Origin of the sequence: Curtobacterium sp. SP.BCo, from assembly GCF_051903265.1 — a bacterium.
In the GTDB taxonomy this organism is placed as follows: domain Bacteria; phylum Actinomycetota; class Actinomycetes; order Actinomycetales; family Microbacteriaceae; genus Curtobacterium.
The window spans coordinates 493,155-517,635 of record NZ_CP194337.1; the positions used below are offsets into that span (position 1 = coordinate 493,155).

Consider the following 24,481-nt stretch of genomic DNA (forward strand, 5'->3'; position numbering starts at 1 on the left):
GGCGAAAGTGGCGCGTGAACCATGGGTTCCGCGGCATGTTCCGCCCGCTCGCGGCACGTCGGGCCGGGGTGACGAGTTCGCGCGCCCGCTCGCACGCTGTCCGAGCCGGATTCGACGGGGCTGCGCGTCCGGACGACGAGTGCACGTGGTCCACCACATGCACTCGTCGTCGGCGTGCGCGGTCAGGAGCGCTCGGATGCCCGGGTCGCCCCCGCCTCCGCTTCCGCGTCCGCCTCCGTCTCCGTCTCCGACTCTGTCTCGCGCGGCAGCGCGATCGGCGCCGTGGACCGCACCCCGTCGTACGACCCGACCGCCGGGTCCGCTCCGTACCGATCGGCCACGGAGCGCGACCCGAGCAGCAGGTTGAGCAGGATCGCCGCGACGGCCCCGGCCGAGATGCCCGAGTCGAAGACCAGCGTGAACCAGGTCGGGAACTGTCCGTAGATCTCCGGCGCGACGGTCGGCAGCAGCGCGATGCCGAGCGGGAGCGCCACGACGAGCACGTTCCGGTTGTCGAACCGCACCTTCGACAGGGTCCTGATGCCCGAGGCCGCCACCATGCCGAACAGTGCGACGCCGGCGCCGCCGAGGACCGCGTGCGGGATCGACTCCACCACCGCGGCCACCTTCGGCACGAGGCCGAGCACCACGAGGATCCCTCCGGCCGCCGTCGCGACGTACCGGGATCGCACCCCGGTCAGCGCGACGAGTCCGACGTTCTGCGCGAAGGCCGTGTACGGGAACGTGTTGAACACCCCGCCGACGACGGTGCCGAGCCCGTCCGCGCGGAGCCCGTCGGCCAGGGTGCGCTTCGACACCGGCCGCCCGGTGACCTCGCCGACCGCGATCACGTCACCGGTGGTCTCGGTCATGATCACGAGCCCGACGACGAGCATCGACACGATCGACGCCAGGTCGAACGTCGGCAGTCCGAAGTGGAACGGCGTGACGAAGGCGAACCAGGACGCGCTCCCGATGCCCGACCCGTCGACCATGCCGGGGACGAACAGCGCCGCGACGGTGCCGAGCAGCAGGCCGAACAGCACCGACACCCGGGCGAGGCCGCGGGGCGCGAACCGCTCGACGAGCACGATCGCGAGGAGCACCCCCGCGGCGAAGGCGACGTCGAGCGGGTCCGCCGCGCCGTCCTTCCCGCCGTCGGTGACCCAGCCGGCAGCGACGCTCATCAGGGACAGGCCGATGATGAGGATCACGGTCCCGGTGACGATGGGCGGGAACAGCCGCACGAGCTGGGCGAACCACGGCGCGACCACGACCATGAACACCCCGCAGGCGATGGTCGCTCCGTAGACGGCGGTGATGCCGTGCTCGGTGCCGATCGCGATCATCGGGCCGACGGCGGCGAACGTGACGCCCTGCACGAGGGGCAGCCGGACGCCGAAGCGCCAGAAGCCGACGGACTGCACGATCGTGGCGAGGCCCGCGACGAACAGGTCGGCGCTGATCAGGAAGGCGAGGTCGGCGCTGTCGAAGCCGAGGGCTCCGCCGACGATGAGCGGCACCGCGATCGCGCCCGCGTACATCGCGAGCACGTGCTGCAGGCCGAGCGGGAGCAGTCGTGCGATCGGCGGGACGGCGTCGACCCCGTCCTCGCTCCGGGTCGTGGTGGTCGTCATGGTACGTCCCCTCCGGTGGTGGTTTCCCTGTCCTCCGGACGCTATGCAGCCCGTGTTTCCCCGGGATGACGGACGTGGGTCGCGTCGGTCACCGGGCCGACGCCCGAAACGCACCCCGGAACGGACTGGAGGCGCGGTGCCAGCTGGCACCGCGCCTCCAGTCCGTCTTCCGGTCGCGTCTACCGACCGATGCTCGACATGTCCGGGTACCGGTCGCCGGTGGGGACGGGCAGCGCCGACAGGCGCGTGATCTGGTCGGCGGTGAGGGTCAGGTCGGCTGCGCCGACGTTCTCCTCGAGCCGTGTGACCCGCTTCGTGCCGGGGATCGGGACGATGTCGTCGCCCTGTGCGAGCAGCCACGCGAGCGCGACCTGCGCCGGGGTCCCGTCGGCCTCGGACGCGATCTCCTTGACGGCGTCGACGATGCGCATGTTCTCGGCGAACGCTTCCTCCTGGAACCGCGGGTTCGCCAGGCGGAAGTCGTCGGAGTCCAGGTCGGAGGGCTTCGTGATGGCGCCGGTGAGGAACCCACGGCCGAGCGGGGAGTACGGCACGAGGCCGATGCCGAGCTCGCGGAGGGTGTCCAGCACGTCGCCCTCGGGGTCGCGCGTCCACAGCGAGTACTCGCTCTGGAGCGCCGTGATCGGATGCACGGCGTGGGCCTTCCGGATGGTCGCGGCGCTCGCTTCCGAGAGCCCGATGTGGCGGATCTTGCCCTCCTGCACGAAGCCGGCGAGCTGGCCGACGACGTCCTCGATCGGCACCGCCGGGTCGACGCGGTGCTGGTAGTACAGGTCGATGTGGTCGGTGCCGAGGCGGCGGAGGGACCCCTCGAGCGCCTCGCGCACCGACTCCGGCGCGGAGCTGATGCCGCGGCCGGTGGCCGGGGTCGCCTCGCCCGCGGTGTGCGTGATGAGGCCGAACTTCGTCGCGATGACGACGTCGTCCCGGCGGTCTGCGAGGGCCCGGCGGAGCAGGTCCTCGTTCGTGTAGGGGCCGTACGCCTCGGCGGTGTCGAACAGGGTGACGCCGAGGTCGATCGCGCGGTGGATCGTGCGGATCGACTCGTCGTCGTCGGTGCCGGCGCCCGTGTAGAAGGCGCTCATGCCCATGGTGCCGAGGCCGACGGATGCGACCTCGAGGTCTGCGAGCTTGCGTGTCTGCATGGGTGCAGGTCTACTCCGGGTGCCTCGGTTGGAGGGAGGCACTGACCGGACCCGTCAGCCGGGAATGCGGCTTCGTGCGGTTCCTCCAAGGTTCGGCACGGTCGCCGTCGGACCCTGGTGGGATCGGGTCCGTGAACCTGTACTTCCGACTGTTCCTGCTCCGGTTGCGCGTCCGACTCCGTCCCAGGCTCGGCGGAGGACGTCCGTCGCTCTGGGACGAGGTCCGTACACCGTTCCGCGTGACCCTGACCGACCTCGACCCGCTGCGGCACGTGAACAACGGCAAGTACCTGTCGATGCTCGACCTCGGGCGGCTCGACCTCATGCTGCGGTCCGGCTTCTGGGGCGCCATCGCCGAGCACGGCTGGTACCCGGTCGTCTCCGCGCAGACGATCACGTACAAGCGGTCGTTGACGCTCGGGCAGCGGTTCGAACTCGTCACGCGGGTGCTCGGGGTCGACGACCGTGCCGTGTACCTGGAGCAGACGTTCGTGCGTCGCGGTGCCGTGGTCGCGCGGGCGGTGGTGCAGGGGCGGTTCCTGCGGACGGCGGGCGGGACGGTCCCGCCGTCGGAGCTGCTCGAGGCCGCGGGGGCCGCCGACCGTGACCTGACGGTGCCCGACTGGGTGCACGACTGGGCGGGCGCGACACGCATCAGCAGCACGGCGGCGTAGACAGGTCCGGTGAACGAACCCTCCCGCGACCGGCGGAGCCCCGTGACGACCCGTCGTGTCCTGCTCGCGGGCGGTGTCGGACTCGGGGTCGCCGGGGTCCTCGCCGCCTGCAGCCGACCGTCGCCGTCACCGAGCGCCAGCGCGAGCGCGAGTCCCCGGCCGACCCGCACCCCGACCGCCTCGCCCACGCCGGGCGGCCCGGACACCTGGGACGCCCTCGCCGCCGCGGTCTCCGGACGGCTGCTCCGCTCGGGGTCGAACGGCTGGGACACGGCCCGGCTCCTCGAGAACCCGAGGTACGACGACGCCGATCCGCAGGGCATCCTCCGGGCGGCGAGCGCCTCCGACGTGCAGGCCGGGCTCGCCTTCGCGCGGAACACGAACACCCCCGTGGCGCTGCGGGCCGGCGGGCACTCGTACACCGGGTGGTCGGCGGGCGGGGCGAGCGGTACCGACGTCCCGCGGTCGCTCGTGATCAGCACCCAGGACCTCGACGCGGTCGAGCTGCACGACGACGGCACCGTGACGATCGGTCCCGGCGCGCGGCTCGGGGACGTCTACGCCACCCTGGCCCGGGCCGGGCGGGCGATCGGCGCCGGCTCCTGCTCCACCGTCGGCATCGGCGGGCTGACGCTCGGCGGTGGCGTGGGCGTGCTCGTCCGCTCGTTCGGCCTGACGTGCGACCAGCTGACCGGCGTGACGCTCGTGACCCCGGACGGCACCGTGCGCGACGTCTCGGCGACCGGCGACCCGGACCTGTTCTGGGCGTGCCGCGGCGGCGGGGGAGGAACCGTCGGGGTCGTGACCGCACTGACCTACCGGACGCAGGCCGCGCCCGACGTCCTGCTCTTCACCATCACCTTCCCGTGGTCGGCCGCCGCTGCCGTGGTGCGGGCGTGGCAGGACTGGGCACCGACGGCGGACCCCCAGCTCTGGTCCACGGTGAAGCTGCTCGGCGGCTCACGGCACACGACTCCCACCGTCACCGTGACCGGCACCTGGACCGGCTCGAAGACCGGCGCGGACGCCTCCGTCGACGGGTTCATCCGCGCCACCGGAGCGACCCCGGCGTCGCACACCGCGCGGCAACTCACGTACGGAGCCGCGATGGCCGCGCTCGGCGGGTCCGGGCAACGGGTGTCCGAGGCGGCGACCTCGTCGATCGGTGCCACGAAGCTGACCGACGCGCAGATCGACACCCTCGTGCAGCGCGCCGCAGCGGCCGGCGACGTCACCGGTCTGCAGGAGGGCGGCGTCTCGCTCGACGCACTCGGCGGGGTCGTGGCCGACGTCGGACGGACCGACACCGCGTTCCCCTGGCGATCGGCGCTGATGACCGTGCAGTACACCGCGGTGTTCGCGAACGGGACCGACCCGGCGCCGTTCGACGCCTACGTGCGGGGGTTCCGGAAGGCGATGCGGCCCGCGTGGGGCGACGCGGCGTACGCGAACTACTGCGACGCCGCGATCACCGACCCGTCGGCGTACTTCGGCGTGAACGAGTCGCGCCTGCACCGCATCGCGGAGCAGGCGGACCCCTCGGGGGTGCTGTCCCAGCCGCACTGGGTCTGACACCGCCCGGGTCTCGGCGCGCGCGACGCGAGACTCGGCCCGCGCGACGCGAGACTCGGCGTGCGCGACCGTTCTCGCGGTGCGCGCCGCGAGGAGTGTCGTCCACGCCGAGTCTCGGGCCAGCCGGCCGCCCTACGATGTCGGCGTGGACATCGAGGACCTGGTGCTGGCGGACGCCGCAGCGTGGCGCGCCTGGCTCGACGCGCACGAGGACGACCCCGACGGCGTGTGGCTCGTGCTCGCGAAGAAGGGCACCACGGAGCCGACGACCCTGACCTACGACCAGGCGCTCGACGAGGCGCTGTGCTCCGGCTGGATCGACGGGCAGAAGCGCGGCCGCGACGACGCGACCTTCCGGCAGCGGTTCACCCCGCGGCGGAGGGCGTCGCTCTGGTCGCAGCGGAACATCGGACTGGTCGCGACGCTCGTCGCCGAGGGACGGATGCGCGACCGGGGTCAGGCGGAGATCGACCGCGCGAAGGGCGACGGCCGGTGGGACCGTGCGTACGCCGGGGCCGCGACCGCCACCGTGCCCGAGGACCTGCAGGCGGCCCTCGATGCTTCCCCGACGGCCGCCGCGCTGTTCGCCGGACTGGACGCGACGAACCGGTACGCGGTGCTGCACCGGATCACGACGGCGCCGAGTGCGACGGCGCGTGCGAACCGCCTGGCGAAGCTCGTCGGCGGCCTGGAGCGCGGCGAGACCCCGTACCCCCGACCGAGCGCGCGCTCGACGGACGAGCTCCGGACCACGGATCCGACGTCGAACCGGGCGCGCGGCTAGGGCGCGCGGAGGCCCACCTGCACGCCGCGGTGGTCGCTGCCGTTCGCGGGGAGGACCTCGGTCGACGCCGTGTCGAGGCCGCGCACGAACACGTGGTCGATCCGCACGACCGGTGCCTGGGCGGGCCAGGTGAACCCGAACCCGCCACCCTCGTCGAGCATCCGGGCCAGCGGCAGCATCTCCGGGTCCTTGCTGCCGCCGTTGAAGTCCCCCGCGACGACGAGCCGTGCCGAGTCGTCCGCACGGACCGCGGTCGCCAGCGACGCCAGCATCGTGGGCCGACCGTCGTCTCCGCCGATCCGGAGCGAGTCCATGTGCACGACGTACAGCCGGACGTCCCCGAGGGCGGTGTCCACCGTGACGCGGAGGGCGCGCGCCCACCCGAGCCCGAGTGTCAGCGGTTCACCGTCGCTGAGGGTCGTCCGGCTCCACACACCGATCGACCCGACGCGGTAGTGGTGCGGGTACCGCTGGTCGAGCACGCCGCCGGCGGCGTTCCCCGACGTCTCGGTCAGCTCCTCGAGCGCGATGACGTCCGGCGAGCGCGCCGCGATCGAGCGGGCGGTGGCGGCCGGGTCCTGGTTGGCGGCCTCGACGTTCTCGGTCACGACGGTCAGGGCGGGGTCGCCGGGCGCGTCCGGGGTGGTCACGCCGGGCAGGATCGCGAACGCCCAGGCGACCGCGAACGCGAGCGACCCCACGGCGAGGCGCTTCGACCGGGTGCCGAGGGCGACCGCGGCCACGGGGACGAGCAGGAGCGCGAGCCAGGGCAGCAGTGAGCCGATGACCGAGCCGGCGGTCCCGAGGACACCGAGCGCGGCGGGGAACACGAGGACGACGATCCCGGCGGACAGCACGATCCCGGCGACACCGATGACGAACGAGCGGCCGGGACTCCGTCGTGGGGAACGGAATGGCACCCGACGAGCATAGGAACCGGATCTGACAGCATCCCGGGGGACAACCGTCCAGGACCGTTCGACGCCGCGGGCGTACACCGGACCCATGACCACTGGCACCGACACCACGAACCGTCCGGCCGCCGCTTCCGGCACCTTCCGCATCGGAGGGGACCTCGAGGTCCACCGGCTCGGCTACGGCACCATGCAGCTCACCGGCCCCGGCGTCTGGGGACCGCCGAAGGACCACGACGAAGCCGTCCGCGTGCTCAAGCGCGCCGTCGAGCTCGGCGTGGACTTCTTCGACACCGCCGACTCGTACGGCCCCTACGTCGCCGAGGACCTGCTCCGTGAGGCCCTGCACCCCTACGGCGACGACGTCGTCATCGCGACGAAGGCCGGCCTGACCCGCACCGGCCCGAACGAGTGGCCGCCGGTCGGCCGCCCGGAGTACCTGCGCCAGGAGGCCGAGATGAGCCTCCGCCGCCTCGGCCTGGAGCGCATCGACCTGTTCCAGCTGCACCGGATCGACCCGAAGGTGCCGCTCGAGGACCAGGTCGGCGAGCTGAAGAAGCTCCAGGACGAGGGCAAGATCCGGCACATCGGGCTGTCCGAGGTCTCCGTCGACGACGTCAAGGCCGCGCAGGAGATCGCGACGATCGTCTCCGTCCAGAACCTCTACAACCTGCAGAAGCGCGACGCCGAGGAGCTGCTCGACTGGTCGGAGGAGCAGGGCATCGGCTTCATTCCGTGGTTCCCGCTCGCGACCGGCGGGCTCACCGGCGACGACTCGCCCCTCACGGAGATCGCCCAGCGCAAGGGCGCCACGCCGGCGCAGCTCGCGCTGGCCTGGCTGCTCAAGCGGTCGCCCGTGATGCTGCCGATCCCGGGCACGTCGAGCGTCGACCACCTGGAGGACAACCTGCAGGGCGCGACCATCGAGCTGACCGACGAGGAGTTCGAGGAGCTGTCGGGACTCGGTCGCTGACGCAACCACAAGCGGACGGGAGGCGCGGTGCCGGATGGCACCGCGCCTCCCGACCGTCCCGGCCGTGTCCAGATCGTGACTTGCGTTCGCATACCGCGTATCTACATACTCAGTATGTCCAAGGCGGACGGAACTGGGGGATGTGTCATGAGCGTACGGATGGGCGTACTCGCGCTGCTGGTGGGGGGACCCGGGTACGGGTACCAGCTCCGGGGGGAGTTCGAGCACCGGACCGGGGGCAGCTGGCCGCTGAACATCGGCCAGGTCTACACGACGCTCGACCGCCTGGAACGCGACGGCCTCGTGGCCCGCGGCGACGCCGACGACGACGGACACGTCGTCTACACGGCGACCGACGCGGGTCGCGAGGAAGTCGCACGCTGGTTCAGCGAGCCGGTCCCCGCCAAGCGCGGCCGCGACGAACTCGCGATCAAGTTCGCCCTCGCTGTGACCGTCCCCGGGGTCGACGTGACGCACCTCGTGCAGGTGCAGCGCGCCGCCGCCGTGCGGAACCTGCAGGACCTCACCCGACTGAAGCGGAGCACGGACCCGGCGGAGGACCTGGCGTGGTCGCTCGTCCTCGAGTCGATGCTGTTCCAGGCGGAGGCCGAGGTCCGGTGGCTCGACCACGTGGAGTCGAGCGTCGCCCGGTACCGACCGGCCGACCACCCCGCCCCGCCGAGCACCTCGGCGACCACGACGTCCGACGCGACCGCCCGGAGCGCCCGGTGACCGCCGCGCCGCTCCTCGAGCTCGACGCCGTCAGCGTGCAGTACGGCTCCGGTGCGAAGGCCGTGACCGCCCTCGCCGGCATCGACCTGCAGATCCGTCGCGGCGAGATGGTCGCGGTGATGGGCACGTCCGGCTCGGGCAAGTCCACCCTGCTCGCGTGCGCCGGCACCCTGCTGCCCCCGACGAGCGGCGAGGTCGTCATCGACGGCGACTTCGTGTCCGACCGTCCGGCGAAGGACCTCGCGGCCCTCCGCCGACGCCTGGTCGGGTTCGTCTTCCAGGACTTCAACCTCATCCCCTCGCTCACCGCGGTCGAGAACGTGGCCCTGCCACTCGAACTCGACGGGTGGAAGGCGAGCCAGGCCCGCCGCGCCGCGGAACTCGCACTCGACAACGTCGAACTGGGCCACCGCTCCGACGCCTTCCCGGACGACCTGTCCGGCGGCCAGCAGCAGCGCGTCGCGATCGCCCGCGGGGTCGTCGGCGAGCGCCGCCTGGTCCTCGCCGACGAGCCGACGGGCGCGCTGGACTCGCAGACCGGCGAGGTGGTGCTGCGGATGCTCCGTCGGCACGTCGACGCCGGCGCGGGCGCGCTCCTCGTGACGCACGACGCCCGGCACGCGGCGTGGGCGGACCGGATCGTGTTCCTCCGGGACGGCCGCGTGGTGGACGAGACCGTGTACTCGGGTGTCGAGATGGCGCTGACGGACCGGACCGCCTCGTGAGCGGACGTCGGCGCCGTGCCGACGTCGACCGGTCCCGTGTCCGCACGCCGTTCGCCCTGCGTCCGGCGATCCGGCTCGGCCGTCGGCTGGCGTTCGCGAAGGCCGGCCGCGCCGCGCTCATCGTCGCGCTGATCGGCATCCCGACGGCGGGGTTCGCCGCGATGTCCGTCGTGGTCCAGTCGACGCAGCCGACCACGGCCGAGCAACTCCGCTACGACCTCGGGCACGCGGCCGCCCAGATGCGGGTGTCCGGACCGGACCTGCCGGGGATGCGCCAGGACCCCGTGGAGTGGCAGTACACCGAGTCCGCCACGGGCAGCCCCGTGTCGAAGGCCGACGGCGAGCTCCGGATGGCGAACGTCCTCGACCACGTGCCGTCCGGCGCGGTGTCGATCCCGGTGGGGTCCGCCTCGGTCGTGCTCTCCGGGCCGAACGGACCGATCGGTGTCCAGGCGGTCGAGGGTGCGGTGTGGTCGACGGTCCTGGCGGGGCACTGGCAGGTGCTCGAGGGGTCGGCCCCGACCGGGCGCCACGAGCTCATGGTCACCCCGACCACACTGGCGCGGCTCGGTGCGTCGATCGGCGACACGGTGGACATCACCGACCCGGTGACGAAGCGGTTCACGATCTCCGGCACGATGCGGGACGAGGCCTCGGACCCGGACGCGCAGGGCGTGTTCCTGCCGTGGGGGACCACGCTGTCGCCGACCACCGGCGAGGACCGGACCGGCGCCTCGGACGTGACCGTGTACCTGGCGTCGGACGCGCCGACGTGGTCGGAGATCCGGCAGCTCAACGCCCACGGGATCGTCGTGCAGTCGCGCCCGGTCGTGCTCGACCCGCCCGACGAGCGCTTCCCGGGTGCACAGCGGAGTTCGTCGCTCGGCTGGTACCTCGGCGCGATGGCCCTGCTCGGGGTGTTCGCGATGTTCGAGGTGGCGTTGTTGGCGGGGGCCGCGTTCCTGGTCGGCACCCGGGCCGACACCCGCTCGTACGCGATCGTCACGAGCGTCGGCGGGGACCGGCGGTTCGTCCGGACGATCGTCGCCGGTTCCGGACTCGTCCTCGGGGTCACGGGCGCCGTCCTCGGGGTGGCGCTGGGGACGGGCATCGGCGTCGTCGCGTTCCGGGTGATCGACAACGGCAACGTCGGGACCTGGCCGGGGCTGCACGTCCCCGCCCTGCTCCTCGTGGCGATCGCGGTCGCCGGGGTGCTCGCCGGGCTCGTGTCCGCGCTCGTCGCCGCGCGTGCCGCCACGCGGATCAACGTGCTCGCCGCGCTGCGCGGCTCCCTCCGCCCGGTGCAGCCGAACCCCCGCGCCGAACGCCGCCGTCGGGTCTGGGCGCCGCTGCTCGTCGTCGTCGGGGCGCTGATGACCCTGGCGTGCGGGGTCGGCGTGCTGCTGCTGAACGACCGGCCGGTCCAGCACGACGACCTCGCCTGGGTCGTCGGCGCGGGCGTCGCGATCGGCCCGTGCCTCATGCAGCTCGGCGTCGCGATGAGCTCGCCCTGGCTCCTCGCACTCGTCGCCCGGCTGTCGGCACGGCTCGGGCTCTCGGCACGGCTCGCCGCGCGGGACGCCCGCCGGAACCCGGTCCGCACGGTGCCGGTGCTCGCGAGCGTGATGAGCGTCGTGTTCGTCGCCTCCGTGGCGATCACGTGGAGCGCCTCCGCGCACGCGCAGTTCGTGCGGGACTACGAGTACCGGACGGCCGTCGGGGTCGCGACGGCCTCCGTGTCGCTGACCGACGACGAGGGGAACTCGGTCGGGTACGACGCGGCGCTCACCGCCAAGGCGGCGAAGATCGTCTCCGGCGTGCTCGACCACGACCGCGTGCGGGTGCTGGGCGCCGTCCCGGAGCAGGCGGGCAAGGACGCCTCCACGGTGACGCTGCCGCACGACTGGGCGCGCAAGGACTGCCGGACGAACGACACGACGTCGTGCTCGCAGTACCTGCAGTCCCAGGACAGCACGACGCCGCACATCTGGACCGGGACCGTCGACGACTACGCCCTGCTCACCGGGCACCGTCCGTCCGCGCACGTCCGCGACGCGCTGGCCTCCGGCAAGGCCGTGTCGCTCTGGCCGGAGTACGCCCACGACGGCACCGTGCGGCTCGACACCTTCCACGACCAGACCTGGGACAGCATGACGACGACGTCGGGTGCGCGCCCGGACGCCACGACGGACATCCCCGCGGTGCTCGACGTGCAGACGCCGCGGATCCAGGTCGGCGTGTTCATGACCCCCGAGACGGCTGCGCGGTACCGGGTGCCCGCGGTCGACGGCATGCTCGTCACGACCCAGCCGACGGAGCTCACGCCGACGCAGTGGGACGAACTCACCTCGGCGTGGCAGAGCCAGGCCGGTGCCGACCGGGACCGCTGGGGTGGTCCGACGTTCATGTACGAGACCGGGCCGGTGGACGCGCAGGGCGTGGTCAAGGTGCTCGTCCTCGCGCTCGCGGCCGCCGTGACGATCGGTGCCACCGCCGTCGCGATCGGCCTGGCCCGCTCGGACGGGCGCCGGGACGACGAGGTGCTCGACTCGGTCGGCGCGGCCCCGGTCCTCCGACGACGGGTGTCGGCCTGGCAGGCCGCGATCCTGACGACGGTCGGCGCGGTGATCGGCACGTTGCTCGGATTGCTGCCGATCCGGGCGCTGACGCTGCGGTTCACGGCGGGTCCGGCGGGTGCCTCGCACATGCCGTTCGTCGCGGACTGGCCGTTCCTCGTGCTGCTCGCGCTCGGCCTGCCGCTGCTCGTGACGGCGGGCACCTGGCTGACGGCGGGGCGGAGCCGTCGCGTCGCGGTCCGCCGCGCGCTCTGAAGCCGGCCGTGGACGGACAGCAGGGGCGTGACGGCGCCGACACGCGCCTCCCGTCCGGTCCAGCGCGACCCGCCGGACCGGACCGAGCTGGGAACGGCCGCGAGGACCCACAGCCAACGGGCCGGTTCCCCAGGTCTGGGGACTGGTACCGCGGCCCGATCCGCGGGATACCTGATGTCGTGTCCCGCACCCGCCGGCTCGCCCTCGTCGCGAGCATCGCCGCAGCCGCCTGCCTCGTCGCAGGCGGTTCCTTCGCCGTCGTCTCGACGCGCACCGCCACGGCCTCCGAACCCGTTCCCCGGACGTCGGTGGCGGCGGCCCCCGAACGTGCCGCTGGCCTCGCACCGGTCGAGCGGGCGGACACCCGCATCCCGGTGCGGGACCAGGTCGTCACGGGAGCACTCGGACCGGCGGAGCGGACCGGGGCGATCACCTTCGCCTACGCCGGCGACTCGATCACCGCACGACCGGACTCCTGGTTGCACGTCATCGAACCGGACACCCGCTTCCACGCCGTCGGCGGCTACGCGCACAGCGGGTACCGGGCCGACCAGGTGCTGCACGAGATCGGTCCCGTGCCGGACGCGGACGTCCTCGTGGTGGAGCTCGGGACGAACGACGTGAACCAGGCGGTCCCGACGGCCACGACCCTCGCGAACGTGGACGCCGTCGTCCGGAAGGTCGGTGCCGCGCACGTCCTCGTCGTGGCGGGGCCGCCTTCGGACTGGACCTCGAGTCGCTGGGGAGCCGACCGGCGGACGGGGCAGCTCGTGCTCAGCCGGGCCCTGGAGCGGGACGCGACGGAGCACGGTTGGTCGTACGCCGACCCGTTCACGCACTTCCGGACGGCGGACGGCGCGTGGGTGCGCGGGTCGTCGCCGGACGGCATCCACGGGACGGCCGCCGCGAACGTCGTCATCGCGCGCGAGCTCGCGGCGGCGATGACGAAGGCGGTGCGCTGACCCAGGTGCGCTGAGAACCGCAAAGAACCTGCTGCAAAGAAAGGCTTGCAAAGACTTCTTTGCGGTCGTAGTCTCGGAGCATGGCCCCCGAAGCACGCGTCCTCGACCTCCCGTCGATGAAGGCGCTCAGCCACCCACTGCGCGGACAGCTCTTCAACGAGCTCGCCGCACACGGGCCCGCGACCGCGACCTCCCTCGCCGAGAAGGTCGGCGAGTCCTCCGGCTCGACCAGTTACCACCTGCGACAGCTCGAGAAGCACGGCTTCATCGAAGAGGTCGAGGGCCGCGGCAACGGTCGTGAACGGTGGTGGCGCCGCGTCCCGGTCGCCGTGCACTCCGGCGGGACCGACGGTCCGCAGTCGCCGGCCGGCATCGCTGCCGCCCGACTGCTCGCGTCGAGCTCCAACGAGTTTGCCGAGCAGGTCGTGCGCGAGTTCATCGCGCGTGACCAGGAGACCATGTCGCCCGGCTGGCGGGACGCGGCCGACCTGTCGGTCGCCGTGCTCCGCCTGCAGCCCGCCGAACTGCGGGAGTTGATGGACGGACTGCACGGCGTCATCGAGACGTTCCGGAAGCGTCACGTCCTCGACGACGACGCCGACCCCGACACCAGCCGTGTGTTCATCCGACTCGCGGCCGTCCCCGTCTTCGACGACGAACAGGAGGGATCATGAGCGCAGCACTCCACCTCACCGAGGTCGGTCCGCTCGAACGGACCGCCCACCGCGTCGGCACCGCGCTGCTCCGCTGGAGCGAGTCGCGTGCCGCCCGCGTCACGCCCACCGCCGGGCCCGCCGCGTGCCACGACCGACTGGCGGGTCGCCTCGCCCACGAGCAGCGCACCGCCCTGGAGGCCCGTCACCGGCACTGGGACGAGCTCGCCGCCGCCACGCCCCGGCTCCGCTGACCGGCGCACCGCGCCCGGCACCCAGTGCCCGGCGCCCGACGCCCGGCCTCAGGCGGGGACGCAGAACGACTCGACGGTGACGTGCACGCCGTCGGCACCGCCCCCGAGCCGCATCCGTTCGACCGCGGCGTCGTCGCGGACCGGCATCACCAGGTCCGTCCCCATCGCCCGGTCGACGGCCGCGTAGCCCGCGGACTCCCACCCCGACCGCACCCGCGGCGCGAGGTCCTGGGGCCGGACCGTCGGCAGGACGAGCGAACCCGACCACCGCCGGCCGGCGTCACACCGTTGCTCGGTGAGGACGACCGGCGGCGGCTCGGCCGACGCCGGGGTCGGCGACGACAGGTCGTCGAGCGGGCCGGCCCACCGGACCGTGTCCTCGAGCAGGCTGCGCGTGCCGGACTCGACCGCGGCACCGTCGAGCGTGGTCGTCGTGACCGGTGTCGGCCCCGGCCACTCCGGGTCCGGCGTCGACCGGGGAGTCGCGGTGACGGCCGCGTCCGGCTGCGGCACGAGCGACGCGTCGGGGCGGCCGCTGCCGGCGAACAGCGGCCCGACCGCCAGTGCACCGACGAGCCACACGGCGACGACCGAGTCGGCCGGCCACGTGGTCTCGATCGACGGCCGGTCGTCCTCCGCCGCCGAGCGGAGTCGTCGCGCCCGCAGGACGAGCGACCACGTCAGCACCGCGGCTGCCGTGACCACGAGCGGGAGTTCCGCGAGCAGCGGTACCACCCCGAGCCCGATCGCCCACCACGTCGCGGGGAGCGCCGTCGCGATCGCCATGACCCCGTACGCCGCCGCGACGAGCCGTGTCTCCCGACGCGGCAGTCGCTCGTGGTACCCCTTCCGACGGACCGCGATCCAGACGGCCGCGGCCACGGCGTTCACCCCGACCCCGATGCGCCCGAGCCCCAGGCCGATGAACTGGTACCAGTCACTCCACGGGTCCGGATCGTCGACCGGGTAGCGCACGGCGTCGGGCTGGTGCAGGAGCACCAGGACACCCGCCACGGCGAGCAGGTACAGCGACCAGCTCCACCGCGGGATCCCGAGTCGACGGAGCGCCGCCGCGACGAACAGCACCGACGACGGCATGAGCACGAGGAGTGCGACGCCGGCGGTCGCGTCGAAGGCGTTCGGTTCCACGTCCCGACGCTACGAGCCGGGTGGGGACGCTGCCGGGTCGAGCGGGATGACTACGTCCGACGACACATCGGGATCGGGACCCGGTGGCGGACAGGAGGCGCGTGACCGGTCCGCACGCGCCTCCCGGCGGTCACTCGGGCAGCGGCTCCGCGTACGTGCGGAACTCGTCGCGCCCGGTGTGGATCGCCCACAGGCGCTCGGCGATCGACGCACCGGAGTGCTCCGGGCGCCCGTCGTCGATCCCGAACGGGATGATGAGCTGGCCGACGTGCACGTGCTCGTCACGGACCGCGTCGTGCAGGAGCTGCGCGTAGGCGCTCTCCGCCGCGAACGCCACCGAGGTGCCGGTCACCCGAGCGCCGGGGCGGACCGCACTGCCGCCGTTCACGTACAGGATCGTGCCGTGGCCGATGGCGCGCATGCCGGGCAGGACCTGGCGGACCGCGTTCACCGAGCCGTAGACCGAGAACTCGATCGGGCCGACCAGGTCGTCCGCGGTCGTCTCGAGCACCGGGCGCATGTACTCCTTCGCCGGCAGCGGGCTGTACTGCAGCACTTCGATCGGACCGAGCTGCTCGGTGGCACGCTCGAGCGCTGCCCGGAGCGAGTCGCCGTCCCGGACGTTCGCGGCGAAGCCCGCCGCGGTGATGCCCTGCTCGCGCAACGACGCGGCGAGTCCGTCGAGACGGTCCTGGTTGCGGGAGACCAGGGCGACCGAGAAGCCCTCCCGGCCGAAGCGCTCCGCGACGGCGAGGCCGAGGCCCTTGCCGGCGCCGATGATGGCGATGGTGGTCATGGTGTGGTCCTTCCGGGTCGCTGGCCGGTGGGTGCTCGGCCACGACCCACTGAACCAGGTGCGTCACCGCGGAGAGGGGTCCCAGCGTGCCCCCTGAGGGACGGGAGGCGCGGTGCGGGCCCGCAGCGCGCCTCCCGTCCACCCCTCAGGGGTTTCCCGAGCGGTGCGAGTGTGATCGACACACGACCCGGGAGGACCACCGTGCACACGACCACTCGCACCCGCCGGACCTGGAGCGCCCTCGGCGCCGCGGCCGTGACCGCCCTCGTCCTCACCGCCTGCTCGGACGACGGAGCCCGGACACTGCGCGGGACCGCCACCGCGACCACCGCGCCGACCCCGGACGCGACGACCGCGGGGCTGCTCGTGCCGAACGGCGAGACGGCGGACGTCGTGACCGGACTCGACGCCCCGTGGTCGGTCGTCCGCACCGGCGACGGCCTCGACGCGTTGATCAGCGAGCGCGACTCGGCGAAGGTGCTCGAACTGACGGCGAACGGGACGACCCGCGAGGTCGGGACCGTCGACGGGGTCAGCAGCGGTGGCGAGGGCGGTCTCCTCGGGATGGCGCTGCACGACGACGACCTGTTCGTGTACTCGACCGCTGGCGACGGCAACCGCATCCAGCGCTTCGAGCTCACGGGCAGCACCGGCTCGTACCGACTCGGTGACGCCACCACCGTCATCGACGGACTGCCGTCGAACAGCTTCCACAACGGCGGACGCATCGCGTTCGGCCCGGACGGCATGCTCTACGCGAGCGTCGGCGACGCCGGAACCGGCTCGGACGCGCAGGACGAGGACTCGCTCGCCGGCAAGATCCTCCGGCTCACGCCCGACGGCGACGTGCCGGACTCGAACCCGTTCCCCGGCTCCCCGGTGTGGAGCCTCGGGCACCGGAACGTGCAGGGGATGGGGTGGACCGCCGACGGCACGATGTTCGCGTCCGAGTTCGGGCAGAACACCTGGGACGAGCTCAACGTCATCGAGGCGGGCGCGGACTACGGCTGGCCCGAGGTCGAGGGGAAGGGCGGCGAGGACCAGGGCTTCGTCGACCCGGTGCAGCAGTGGTCCACCGACGACGCGTCGCCGAGCGGCCTGGCGGTGATCGGCGACACCGTGTTCGTCGCGAACCTGCGCGGCGAGGTCGTCCGGGCGATCCCGGCATCGTCGCCCGAGGAGTCCGCCGAGTACTTCGCCGGGGACTTCGGACGCATCCGCACGGTGCTCGAGGGCCCCGACGGCGCGCTCTGGTTCGTGACGAACAACACCGACGGCCGCGGCGACCCGACCGAGGGCGACGACCGGATCGTGTCCGTGCCGCTCGCCCGCGGCTGACGGGCGACGAGGGGGCTTCGGCAGCCCTTCAGGCGAAGAGACAGGGGTTCCGGCAGCACCTCGCTCGGCGCGACGACCGACGGCTACCGTGACGACATGGACCACCGCGACGAAGCCCGCGACTTCCTCTCCAGCCGTCGAGCCCGCATCACGCCCGATCAGGCGGGTGTCGAGACGTTCGGCACGCGCCGTCGCGTCACCGGACTCCGACGCGAAGAGGTCTCGCGCCTCGCCGGGGTGAGCATCGACTACTACACCAGGCTGGAGCGGGGGAACCTGCAAGGCGTCTCGGACAGCGTGCTCGACGCGATCGCCGGTGCGCTGCAGCTCGACGCCGCCGAGCACGAGCACCTGCGCGACCTCGCCCGGCACCAGAACGAGACACCGCGACGCGCGGGACAGGTCACCCCGGTCGCCGCGGTCCGGCCGGAGCTGCAGTACCTGCTCGACGCGATCACCGATGCGCCCGCGATGATCGTCAACAACCGCCAGGACATCGTCGCGGCCAACACGCTCGGGTACGCGATGCACGCAGACCTCGTGGACGCGTCGGCCCGGCCGATGAACTTCGCGCGGTTCATCTTCCTCGACCCGCAGGCCCGGAACTTCTACGAGGACTGGCAGCGGGCGGCACACACGAACGTGGCGATCCTCAGACGGGAGGCCGGGCGAACCCCGAACGACCGGGAGCTCGCGGCGCTGATCGGCGAGCTGTCGATGCGTAGTGACGACTTCCGGGCGCTCTGGGCCGCGCACGACGTCCGACGGCACTACGCCGGGGTGAAGTCGTTCCGGCACGCGGTCGTCGGACCGCTCGAACTGCACTTCCAGACACTGGAGCTCGCGGAGGACCCGGGGCTCGCGCTGACGATCTACCCAGCGACACCCGGCAGCCCGACCGCCGACGCCCTCCGCGTGCTCGCTTCCTGGGCGGCCACGGAGCGCATCGCCGACCGGGCGCGCGAACTCGCTTGATCAGGCCTCCGGGATCACCCGCTCGAACCGGCTGGTGTCGGCGCCGTCCGGGTCCGGTCCGTTGCGACGACCGGTGTCGAGAGCGTCCAGGCGCGCCAGGTCCTCGTCGGACAGGGTGAAGTCGAACACGGCGAAGTTCTCCGCGATGCGCCCGGGGTTCGTGGACTTCGGGATCGCGTTCCGCCCCTGCTGCACGTGCCAGCGGAGCATCACCTGCGCCGGCGTTCTCCCGTGCGCATCGGCGATCGCTCGGATGGTGGGGTCGTCCAGCACGCTGACCCGCTCGTCGCCGAAGCCCGGGTAGAACGTGATGCCGCCGATCGGGGACCACGCCTGGTCGAGGACGCCGTGCTCGGCATCCGCGCGCTGCACGTCGGGCTGCGTGAAGTACGGGTGGAGTTCGACCTGGTTGAGCGCCGGGGTCACGTCCGTCTGGTCGAGCAGCGACCGGAGGTGGTGCGGCATGAAGTTGCTCACGCCGATCGCCCGGACCCTCCCGTCCGAGTACAGCGTCTCGAGCGCCTTGTACGCCTGCACCGTCGCCGCGAAGCGATCGGGTGCCGGCTGGTGCAGGATCAGGATGTCGATCGTGTCGAACCCGAGCTTCCCGGTGGCCTTCTCGAAGGCGTGCAGCGTCTCGTCGTAGCCGTAGTCGGAGACCCAGACCTTCGTCTCCAGGACGACGTCGTCGCGGTCCACGTTCGACGCGCGGATGCCTTCGCCGACCTCGCGCTCGTTGCCGTAGGCGGCCGCGGTGTCGATGTGGCGGTACCCCGTCTCGAGCGCCGTGCGCACCGCCCCGACGGTGTCCGCCGGCGCACTCTGGAAGACGCCGAACCCGATCGCGGGGATCTCGAGTCCGTTGTTGAGCGTGAGTGTGTCCATGCCGACGACGCTACGACCGACTCGGCGGTACTGACGGGGAACGCCAGTACCCCCTTGCTGGCAGGTACGGTCGTCCCCTGGCAGCGGGGTCGGCGACGACGTTCCATCGTGGGGTGACCACCACCGACACCCCCGTCCTGCACACCGGATCCCGACCCGTCGCGGTCCACAAGACCGCGTCCTCGTGATCGTCCTCGTCAGCTACTTCATGCTGATCCTCGACAACTCGATCGTCTTCACCGGGCTCCCCGTGATCCAGCGGGAGATCGGGTTCTCGCAGACCGGGCTGGCCTGGGTGCAGGACGCGTACACGCTGACGTTCGGCGGTGCACTGCTGCTCGGAGCGCGGGCCGGGGACATCGTCGGTCGTCGGCGGATGTTCCTGATCGGCCTCGTCGTCTTCACGGTGGCGTCCGGGCTGGTCGGCGGTGCGCAGTCCGAGGGGTGGATGATCGGCGCGCGGGCACTGCAGGGGCTCGGTTCCGCGATCCTGGCCCCGGCGTCGCTGTCGCTCATCACCGCCACGTTCGACGAGGGACCCGAACGCAGCCGGTCCGTCGCGCTGTACTCCGCCGTCGCGGGGATCGGCGCGAGCCTCGGCATGGTCGTCGGCGGCGTCTTCGCCGAGCTCGTCTCGTGGCGCGCCGGGTTCTTCGTGAACCTCCCCATCGGCGTGCTGATGTTCGTGCTGGCCGTCCGGTACCTCGTCGAGACCCCGCGCAGCCCGGGCCGGTTCGACGTCATCGGGGCGCTGTCCTCGACGGTGGGCGTCGGTGCGCTCGTCTTCGGCGTGATCGAGTCGTCGACTCGCGGGTGGGGTTCCCCGGTGACGATCGTGTCCGTCGCGCTGGGCCTTGTCGTCCTGGCGTTCCTGGTCCGCAACGAGTGGCGCGTCGAGCAGCCGATCATGCCCCTGCGCCTGTTCCGGAGTGCGACGCGGTCGGGAGCGTACGCCGTGCGGTTCCTGTACCTCGGCGCGATGATGGGCTTCTTCTTCTTCACGACCCAGTTCCTGCAGGAGGTCTTCGGCTGGACGCCGCTGCAGGCCGGGCTCGGGTTCCTGCCGATGAGCGTCGTGAACTTCGCCGTCGCGATGGCCGTCCCGCGCCTGCTCCGGGTCGTGCGGCCCGGCATCGTCCTGCTCGTCGGCGTCGCGCTGTCCGGGGCCGGACTGCTGTGGCTCGCGCAGGCGACCGCCGACTCCACGTTCCTCGTGGGCGTGGCGCTGCCGATGGTCGTCATCGGTGCCGGGCAGGGCCTCGTCTTCGCCCCGCTGACCGGGTTCGGGATCGCCGGGGCCACCGCCTCCGACGCCGGTGCCGCGTCCGGCCTGGTGAACACCGCGCACCAGCTCGGCAGCTCCCTCGGCCTCGCCGTCCTCGTCGCCGTGTCGACCGCGTCGGTCCAGGCGTCGGGCGCGGCCGCCACCGCGGACCGCACGCACGTGGCGTTGGCCCTCGCCGCCGGGTTCACCGCCGGCGCCCTGGTGGTCTGCGCCGCCGTGATCGTGCCCGCGTCCCGTCGGGCGCGCTGATGCGGGCACCCGTCCCCGGACCGGGTACCGACAGCCCCTCCTTCGCGCGGGGCGGTCGCCGTACCGTGGAGGACATGGACACGAGAGACGAAGTCCGCGACTTCCTCCGCACCCGCCGCGAGCGCATCACGCCGCAGCAGGTCGGGCTGCCCGACTTCGGCGGCGCCCGGCGCGTGAAGGGGCTGCGCCGCGAGGAGCTCGCACTCGTCGCCGGCATGAGCGTCGACTACTACATCCGCCTCGAGCGCGGGAACCTCACCGGTGTCTCGGAGAGCGTCCTCGAGTCGCTGTCCCGCGCGCTCCGGCTCGACGACGCCGAGCACGCGCACCTGTTCGACCTGGCCCGGCTGCAGAACGCCTCGTCGGCGACCCGGCGGAAGACCCCGACGTCGAAGGTCCGGCCGAACGTGCAGCGGGTGCTCGACTCGATGACCGCGCCGGCGTGGGTGCGGAACGGCCGGTCCGACTTCCTCGCCGGCAACGCCCTCGCCCGTGCGCTCTACGCGCCGCTGTTCCTCGCATCGTCGGGCACACCGAACACCGCGCGCTTCGCGTTCCTCGATCCCCGGGGCAAGGACTTCTGGCGCGAGTGGGACGTCGTCGCGAGCGACATGGTGGCGGTGCTCCGCGCCGAGGCCGCACGCTCGCCGTTCGACAAGGGCCTGACGGACCTGATCGGGGAGCTGTCCACCCGGAGTGAGGCGTTCCGGCAGCGCTGGGCTGCGCACGGGGTCATGCGGCACAACACCGGCACGAAGCGGCTGCACCACCCCGAGGTCGGCGACCTCGACCTCACCTACGAGTCCATGGAGCTCGTCACCGACACCGGCCTGACCCTCGTCGTCTACGGCGCCGAACCGGGCTCGCCGTCCGACGAGCGCCTGCAGCTCCTCGCCAACCTGACCGCGACCGCCGCGGCCACGACCGTCCCGGAGCCGGAGGACGCATGACCAGCACCGAGTCCGTCGAGACCACCACCGACACCGCACCCCTCGGCTTCGTCGAGCGGATCCGCTTCCGGCTGCGCGCCGAGCGGGAGATCGACGACCTGACCCGCGACCACGCCCACGCGGACCGCGTCCGCGCCGAGGCGGCCGTCCGCCTGGCGCCCGGACCGTGGCACCTCGTGGAGCTCTTCCGGCGGCGGCGGTGAACCGCGGCGCGGGCATGACGCCCGCGCGCACCCTGCTCTTCGCGGTCGCGGGCGGCGCTGCCGTGGGCAACCTGTACTGGGCGCAGCCGCTGCTCGACGAGATCGCGCGGACCCTCGACACCTCGGTGTCGCTCGCCGGTCTGCTGGTCACCCTGACCCAGGTCGGGTACGCCGTGGGGATCCTCCTGGTGGTGCCCCTCGGTGACGTCCTCGACCGACGACGGCTGATCCCCGGTGTCCTCGTCGCCTCCGCAGTGGCACTGCTGTTCGCCGCGGTGGCACCGTCCTTCGCCGTCCTGCTGGCGGCACTCGCCCTCGTCGGGCTCACCACCGTGGCGGGACAGCTCCTCATCCCGCTCGCCGGGGACCTCGCCGACCCCGCCGCCCGTGGACGCGTGGTGGGGACGATCGCGTCCGGTGTGCTCACCGGGATCCTCGTGTCCCGCACGGTGAGCGGCCTCGTCGCGGACGCCTTCGGCTGGCGGGCCATCTACGTCGTCGCGGCGGTCGCTGCGCTGGTGTTCGCCGTCCTGCTCCGCCGGGCGGTCCCCGAGCTGGAGCGACGGGACCGGGTGCCGTACCCGGCGCTCATCGCCTCGGTGTTCCGCGCCGTCGCCGAGCACCGGGCCGTCCGGGTGACCCTCGTGATCAGCGCGACCGTGTTCGCCGTCTTCACGATGTTCTGGACAGCGCTGACGTTCCTGCTCAGCGCGGAGCCGTTCGGGTACTCGACGAGTGCGATCGGACTGGTCGGTCTGGCCGGGCTCGCCGGAGCCGTCGCCGCGCAACGGGTGGGTCGGCTGCACGACCGCGGGGTGTCCGTCCCGGTGACCGGAGCCGCGATCGCCGTCGTGCTGGTCTCGCTCGTGGTCGCGGGACTCGGAGCGCGGTCGATCGTGGTGGTGCTCGTCGCCGTGGTGCTGCTCGACGTCGGGGTGCAGGCCGCGAACGTGCTGAACCAGACGCGCCTCTTCGCCATCGACCCGGCGGCGCGCAGCCGGCTCAACACGGCGTTCGTCACCGGGAACTTCATCGGTGGCGCGATCGGCTCCGCGCTCGCGTCCGTGCTGTGGCGCATCGGCGGCTGGACCGAGGTGACCGTCGGCGGGGCGGTCCTGGTCGGCTTCGCCCTGACGGTCTGGGCGGTGCACCGCCGTCGCGGTCTGGTCGTGGCGGCCCGGTGACCGCCGTCACGGGTCAGTCCTGACGGCCGCGACTCCGGCGGACGAGCGTCCCGACCCAGCAACTCCCGGCACCGGACACGACACCCATCGCGACGACGCCGAACAGCTGGGTCGGTCCGCCTGACGAGTCCGCGGCGATCGCCGCGCCGCCGATGACCGCGACAGCGGTCACGACGACGGCGAACGGAACGTTCGTGACCACCGTGCGCACGGATTGACCTCACCTTCGACGAGACGGTGAACGGCAGTATTCCACATGGCGACGGACTGGAGGCGCGGCACCAGCCCGACCCGCGCCTCCAGTCCGACCCGTGGCCGCGTCCGGTCAGCGTCCCAGGGCGGCCCGGGCGATCGATGCGGGGAGAGGGGTGCGGTCTGTACCCCCCTCCCGTCCGGACCCGCACGTACCGTCGAGGCATGCGCATCACCGACTCCGACCCCGAGTTCACCCGGTACACCGCCGCCTTCGTCGACGAGACGCTGTCGCAGGCGTGGATCGGCACGCACGACCGCTTCGTCGTGCAGCTCGGGGCGACCGTGGCGATCGGTGCGCAGTCGGCGTTCCTGGACCTCCTCGGCACCGCGCTCGACGACCCCGACGCGGCCGTGTCGCCCGTCGAGGCGAAGGAGATCGTCCACCAGGCGGTCGCCTACGTCGGTTCGGCCCGGACCTCGGACTTCCTCGCGATCACCGACGAGGCGCTCGTCGCACGAGGCGTCGAGCTGCCCCTGCCGGACCAGTCGACGAGCACGCCCGAGGACCGACTCGAGCGCGGTCGTGCGGTGCAGGAGGCGATCGTGGGAGCCGAGCGTCTCCGCGCGATGTACGACTCCGCGACGACCGACACCCTGCACTTCCAGCGGTTCCTGACCGGCAACTGCTTCGGCGACACCGTCGGTCGAGCCGGCCTCGACCTCACCACGCGGGAGCTCCTGACGTTCGCGATGCTCATCGCGCTCGGCGGGGCGGACGGCCAGGTGAAGGGGCACGTCGCCGGGAACCTCGCCGTCGGCAACACCCGGCAGGACCTGCTCGACGTCCTCACCGTGCTCGTGCCGCTCATCGGCTACCCCCGCACGCTGAACGGCCTGGCCGCGGTGGACGAGGGCGCTCCCGCGGCCTAGAGCGTCAGCTCGACGTCGCGGCCGTTCACCGTGACGACGATGCGGGGGTTCTCCGCGCCGGTCGCGGTGATGTAGCCGCGCAGGGTCGACCAGAGTATGTCCTCGCGGCGCTCCATCTGCGACACCGCTCCCTGGCTGATCCCGAGCTCGTGAGCGATGTCGGCCTGGGTTCGCTTTCCCGCCTCGCGCACCATCGCGAGGCTCATCGCGTGGATGCGGTCGAGCTCGGCGGCCTCGGACTCGAGTGCGTCGACGGCCTCGACCATCCCGGGCCGCTGGAGCATCCGCCTGAGCCGGTCGTTGCCCCGGACGAAGTCCTTCTCGCTCATCGTGCTTCCTCCGTTTCGTCGATCCATCGGTTGATCAGGCGGTCCGCCCGGATGCCGACGCTGTCGGAGAACACATCGCCCATCGTCGCCTTGTCGCCCGAGAACAGGGCGATCGAGCTGTCGACTGGATTCACGC

General features: G+C 72.6%; 26 protein-coding genes. 17 read left to right on the top strand and 9 right to left on the bottom strand.

The window, feature by feature from the left end; genetic code table 11:
- Positions 1-182: 182 nt before the first annotated feature.
- Entirely contained in the window at positions 183-1,637 is a 1,455-nt protein-coding gene (locus tag ACRQ4B_RS02355; protein WP_439693103.1) for a nucleobase:cation symporter-2 family protein, read from the bottom strand.
- Positions 1,638-1,816: 179 nt separating this feature from the next.
- The gene (locus tag ACRQ4B_RS02360) at positions 1,817-2,803 is read right to left on the bottom strand and encodes an aldo/keto reductase (protein WP_439693104.1); all 987 of its coding nucleotides are present in this window, start codon (positions 2,801-2,803) and stop codon (positions 1,817-1,819) included.
- Positions 2,804-2,934: 131 nt separating this feature from the next.
- On the opposite strand from ACRQ4B_RS02360, the gene ACRQ4B_RS02365 reads away from it, so the two are divergent.
- The 3 genes from ACRQ4B_RS02365 to ACRQ4B_RS02375 all read left to right on the top strand — a co-directional run bounded on the left by ACRQ4B_RS02365 (position 2,935) and on the right by ACRQ4B_RS02375 (position 5,833).
- Entirely contained in the window at positions 2,935-3,477 is a 543-nt protein-coding gene (locus ACRQ4B_RS02365; RefSeq protein WP_439693105.1) for an acyl-CoA thioesterase, read from the top strand.
- A 9-nt stretch (positions 3,478-3,486) separates the two neighbouring features.
- Positions 3,487-5,049 carry an FAD-binding oxidoreductase gene (locus ACRQ4B_RS02370; protein ID WP_439693106.1) on the top strand — a complete coding sequence of 521 codons (1,563 nt, stop codon included), beginning with the start codon at positions 3,487-3,489 and terminating at the stop codon, positions 5,047-5,049.
- Positions 5,050-5,194: 145 nt separating this feature from the next.
- On the top strand, positions 5,195-5,833 hold the full coding sequence (locus ACRQ4B_RS02375; protein WP_439693107.1) for a YdeI/OmpD-associated family protein: 639 nt from the start codon (positions 5,195-5,197) through the stop codon (positions 5,831-5,833).
- Here ACRQ4B_RS02375 and ACRQ4B_RS02380 read toward each other — a convergent pair.
- The gene (locus ACRQ4B_RS02380; protein ID WP_439693108.1) at positions 5,830-6,753 is read right to left on the bottom strand and encodes an endonuclease/exonuclease/phosphatase family protein; all 924 of its coding nucleotides are present in this window, start codon (positions 6,751-6,753) and stop codon (positions 5,830-5,832) included. The two genes, ACRQ4B_RS02375 and ACRQ4B_RS02380, sit on opposite strands and share 4 nt — an antisense overlap.
- 85 nt (positions 6,754-6,838) lie before the next feature.
- Between ACRQ4B_RS02380 and ACRQ4B_RS02385 the strand changes: the two genes are divergently transcribed.
- The 7 genes from ACRQ4B_RS02385 to ACRQ4B_RS02415 all read left to right on the top strand — a co-directional run bounded on the left by ACRQ4B_RS02385 (position 6,839) and on the right by ACRQ4B_RS02415 (position 13,877).
- Positions 6,839-7,720 carry an aldo/keto reductase gene (locus ACRQ4B_RS02385; protein WP_439693109.1) on the top strand — a complete coding sequence of 294 codons (882 nt, stop codon included), beginning with the start codon at positions 6,839-6,841 and terminating at the stop codon, positions 7,718-7,720.
- A 147-nt stretch (positions 7,721-7,867) separates the two neighbouring features.
- Positions 7,868-8,452 (top strand): PadR family transcriptional regulator, encoded by a 585-nt coding sequence (locus ACRQ4B_RS02390; protein WP_439693110.1) that lies wholly within the window; start codon positions 7,868-7,870, stop codon positions 8,450-8,452.
- Entirely contained in the window at positions 8,449-9,177 is a 729-nt protein-coding gene (locus tag ACRQ4B_RS02395; protein ID WP_439693111.1) for an ABC transporter ATP-binding protein, read from the top strand. The genes ACRQ4B_RS02390 and ACRQ4B_RS02395 overlap by 4 nt, the downstream gene beginning before the upstream one ends.
- Positions 9,174-12,008, top strand: coding sequence for an ABC transporter permease (locus ACRQ4B_RS02400; protein WP_439693112.1), 2,835 nt, complete (start codon positions 9,174-9,176; stop codon positions 12,006-12,008). The genes ACRQ4B_RS02395 and ACRQ4B_RS02400 overlap by 4 nt, the downstream gene beginning before the upstream one ends.
- A 179-nt stretch (positions 12,009-12,187) precedes the next feature.
- On the top strand, positions 12,188-12,970 hold the full coding sequence (locus ACRQ4B_RS02405; protein ID WP_439693113.1) for an SGNH/GDSL hydrolase family protein: 783 nt from the start codon (positions 12,188-12,190) through the stop codon (positions 12,968-12,970).
- An 80-nt stretch (positions 12,971-13,050) separates the two neighbouring features.
- Complete coding sequence (locus ACRQ4B_RS02410; RefSeq protein ID WP_439693114.1) at positions 13,051-13,644, top strand: ArsR/SmtB family transcription factor; 594 nt, start codon at positions 13,051-13,053, stop codon at positions 13,642-13,644.
- Complete coding sequence (locus tag ACRQ4B_RS02415) at positions 13,641-13,877, top strand: hypothetical protein (RefSeq protein WP_439693115.1); 237 nt, start codon at positions 13,641-13,643, stop codon at positions 13,875-13,877. The genes ACRQ4B_RS02410 and ACRQ4B_RS02415 overlap by 4 nt, the downstream gene beginning before the upstream one ends.
- A 48-nt stretch (positions 13,878-13,925) precedes the next feature.
- On the opposite strand, the gene ACRQ4B_RS02420 is transcribed toward ACRQ4B_RS02415, so the two are convergent.
- Together ACRQ4B_RS02420 and ACRQ4B_RS02425 are read right to left on the bottom strand one after the other, a co-directional pair.
- Entirely contained in the window at positions 13,926-15,026 is a 1,101-nt protein-coding gene (locus ACRQ4B_RS02420) for a hypothetical protein (RefSeq protein ID WP_439693116.1), read from the bottom strand.
- Positions 15,027-15,156: 130 nt separating this feature from the next.
- Positions 15,157-15,822, bottom strand: coding sequence for an SDR family NAD(P)-dependent oxidoreductase (locus ACRQ4B_RS02425; RefSeq protein WP_439693117.1), 666 nt, complete (start codon positions 15,820-15,822; stop codon positions 15,157-15,159).
- A gap of 201 nt (positions 15,823-16,023) precedes the next feature.
- On the opposite strand from ACRQ4B_RS02425, the gene ACRQ4B_RS02430 reads away from it, so the two are divergent.
- Both ACRQ4B_RS02430 and ACRQ4B_RS02435 read left to right on the top strand, forming a co-directional pair.
- Positions 16,024-17,160, top strand: a complete 1,137-nt coding sequence (locus tag ACRQ4B_RS02430) for a PQQ-dependent sugar dehydrogenase (RefSeq protein WP_439693118.1) — start codon at positions 16,024-16,026, stop codon at positions 17,158-17,160.
- A gap of 96 nt (positions 17,161-17,256) precedes the next feature.
- Positions 17,257-18,135 carry a helix-turn-helix transcriptional regulator gene (locus ACRQ4B_RS02435; RefSeq protein WP_439693119.1) on the top strand — a complete coding sequence of 293 codons (879 nt, stop codon included), beginning with the start codon at positions 17,257-17,259 and terminating at the stop codon, positions 18,133-18,135.
- Here ACRQ4B_RS02435 and ACRQ4B_RS02440 read toward each other — a convergent pair whose 3' ends face one another.
- Positions 18,136-19,020, bottom strand: a complete 885-nt coding sequence (locus ACRQ4B_RS02440) for an aldo/keto reductase (protein ID WP_439693120.1) — start codon at positions 19,018-19,020, stop codon at positions 18,136-18,138.
- 184 nt (positions 19,021-19,204) lie between these two features.
- Between ACRQ4B_RS02440 and ACRQ4B_RS02445 the strand changes: the two genes are divergently transcribed.
- From ACRQ4B_RS02445 to ACRQ4B_RS02460, 4 genes are all read left to right on the top strand, one after another.
- Positions 19,205-20,554 (top strand): MFS transporter, encoded by a 1,350-nt coding sequence (locus ACRQ4B_RS02445; RefSeq protein ID WP_439693121.1) that lies wholly within the window; start codon positions 19,205-19,207, stop codon positions 20,552-20,554.
- A 74-nt stretch (positions 20,555-20,628) separates the two neighbouring features.
- Positions 20,629-21,504, top strand: a complete 876-nt coding sequence (locus ACRQ4B_RS02450; protein ID WP_439693122.1) for a helix-turn-helix transcriptional regulator — start codon at positions 20,629-20,631, stop codon at positions 21,502-21,504.
- Positions 21,501-21,707 carry a hypothetical protein gene (locus tag ACRQ4B_RS02455; RefSeq protein WP_439693123.1) on the top strand — a complete coding sequence of 69 codons (207 nt, stop codon included), beginning with the start codon at positions 21,501-21,503 and terminating at the stop codon, positions 21,705-21,707. The genes ACRQ4B_RS02450 and ACRQ4B_RS02455 overlap by 4 nt, the downstream gene beginning before the upstream one ends.
- A gap of 14 nt (positions 21,708-21,721) precedes the next feature.
- On the top strand, positions 21,722-22,891 hold the full coding sequence (locus ACRQ4B_RS02460) for an MFS transporter (protein WP_439693124.1): 1,170 nt from the start codon (positions 21,722-21,724) through the stop codon (positions 22,889-22,891).
- A 13-nt stretch (positions 22,892-22,904) separates the two neighbouring features.
- On the opposite strand, the gene ACRQ4B_RS02465 is transcribed toward ACRQ4B_RS02460, so the two are convergent.
- Positions 22,905-23,093, bottom strand: coding sequence for a hypothetical protein (locus ACRQ4B_RS02465; RefSeq protein WP_439693125.1), 189 nt, complete (start codon positions 23,091-23,093; stop codon positions 22,905-22,907).
- 215 nt (positions 23,094-23,308) lie between these two features.
- Between ACRQ4B_RS02465 and ACRQ4B_RS02470 the strand changes: the two genes are divergently transcribed.
- Positions 23,309-24,016 carry a carboxymuconolactone decarboxylase family protein gene (locus tag ACRQ4B_RS02470; RefSeq protein WP_439693126.1) on the top strand — a complete coding sequence of 236 codons (708 nt, stop codon included), beginning with the start codon at positions 23,309-23,311 and terminating at the stop codon, positions 24,014-24,016.
- Here the strand turns inward: ACRQ4B_RS02470 and ACRQ4B_RS02475 are convergent.
- Positions 24,013-24,345: a helix-turn-helix domain-containing protein gene (locus ACRQ4B_RS02475; protein WP_439693127.1), complete on the bottom strand. Its 333-nt coding sequence runs from the start codon at positions 24,343-24,345 to the stop codon at positions 24,013-24,015. The genes ACRQ4B_RS02470 and ACRQ4B_RS02475 overlap by 4 nt on opposite strands.
- On the bottom strand, positions 24,342-24,479 hold the full coding sequence (locus tag ACRQ4B_RS02480) for a hypothetical protein (RefSeq protein ID WP_439693128.1): 138 nt from the start codon (positions 24,477-24,479) through the stop codon (positions 24,342-24,344). Before ACRQ4B_RS02480 ends, ACRQ4B_RS02475 begins: the two co-directional genes overlap by 4 nt.
- Between the last annotated feature and the right edge of the window lie 2 nt (positions 24,480-24,481).

Excerpts from the sequence above, each read along its gene's own strand:
- ACRQ4B_RS02355 (WP_439693103.1), bottom strand. The coding sequence starts at position 1,637 with ATGACGACCACCACGACCCGGAGCGAGGACGGGGTCGACGCCGTCCCG.
- ACRQ4B_RS02360 (WP_439693104.1), bottom strand. The coding sequence starts at position 2,803 with ATGCAGACACGCAAGCTCGCAGACCTCGAGGTCGCATCCGTCGGCCTC.
- ACRQ4B_RS02385 (WP_439693109.1), top strand. The coding sequence starts at position 6,839 with ATGACCACTGGCACCGACACCACGAACCGTCCGGCCGCCGCTTCCGGC.
- ACRQ4B_RS02390 (WP_439693110.1), top strand. The coding sequence starts at position 7,868 with ATGAGCGTACGGATGGGCGTACTCGCGCTGCTGGTGGGGGGACCCGGG.
- ACRQ4B_RS02410 (WP_439693114.1), top strand. The coding sequence starts at position 13,051 with ATGGCCCCCGAAGCACGCGTCCTCGACCTCCCGTCGATGAAGGCGCTC.
- ACRQ4B_RS02415 (WP_439693115.1), top strand. The coding sequence starts at position 13,641 with ATGAGCGCAGCACTCCACCTCACCGAGGTCGGTCCGCTCGAACGGACC.
- ACRQ4B_RS02425 (WP_439693117.1), bottom strand. The coding sequence starts at position 15,822 with ATGACCACCATCGCCATCATCGGCGCCGGCAAGGGCCTCGGCCTCGCC.
- ACRQ4B_RS02435 (WP_439693119.1), top strand. The coding sequence starts at position 17,257 with ATGGACCACCGCGACGAAGCCCGCGACTTCCTCTCCAGCCGTCGAGCC.
- ACRQ4B_RS02440 (WP_439693120.1), bottom strand. The coding sequence starts at position 19,020 with ATGGACACACTCACGCTCAACAACGGACTCGAGATCCCCGCGATCGGG.
- ACRQ4B_RS02450 (WP_439693122.1), top strand. The coding sequence starts at position 20,629 with ATGGACACGAGAGACGAAGTCCGCGACTTCCTCCGCACCCGCCGCGAG.
- ACRQ4B_RS02455 (WP_439693123.1), top strand. The coding sequence starts at position 21,501 with ATGACCAGCACCGAGTCCGTCGAGACCACCACCGACACCGCACCCCTC.
- ACRQ4B_RS02460 (WP_439693124.1), top strand. The coding sequence starts at position 21,722 with ATGACGCCCGCGCGCACCCTGCTCTTCGCGGTCGCGGGCGGCGCTGCC.
- ACRQ4B_RS02470 (WP_439693126.1), top strand. The coding sequence starts at position 23,309 with ATGCGCATCACCGACTCCGACCCCGAGTTCACCCGGTACACCGCCGCC.
- ACRQ4B_RS02475 (WP_439693127.1), bottom strand. The coding sequence starts at position 24,345 with ATGAGCGAGAAGGACTTCGTCCGGGGCAACGACCGGCTCAGGCGGATG.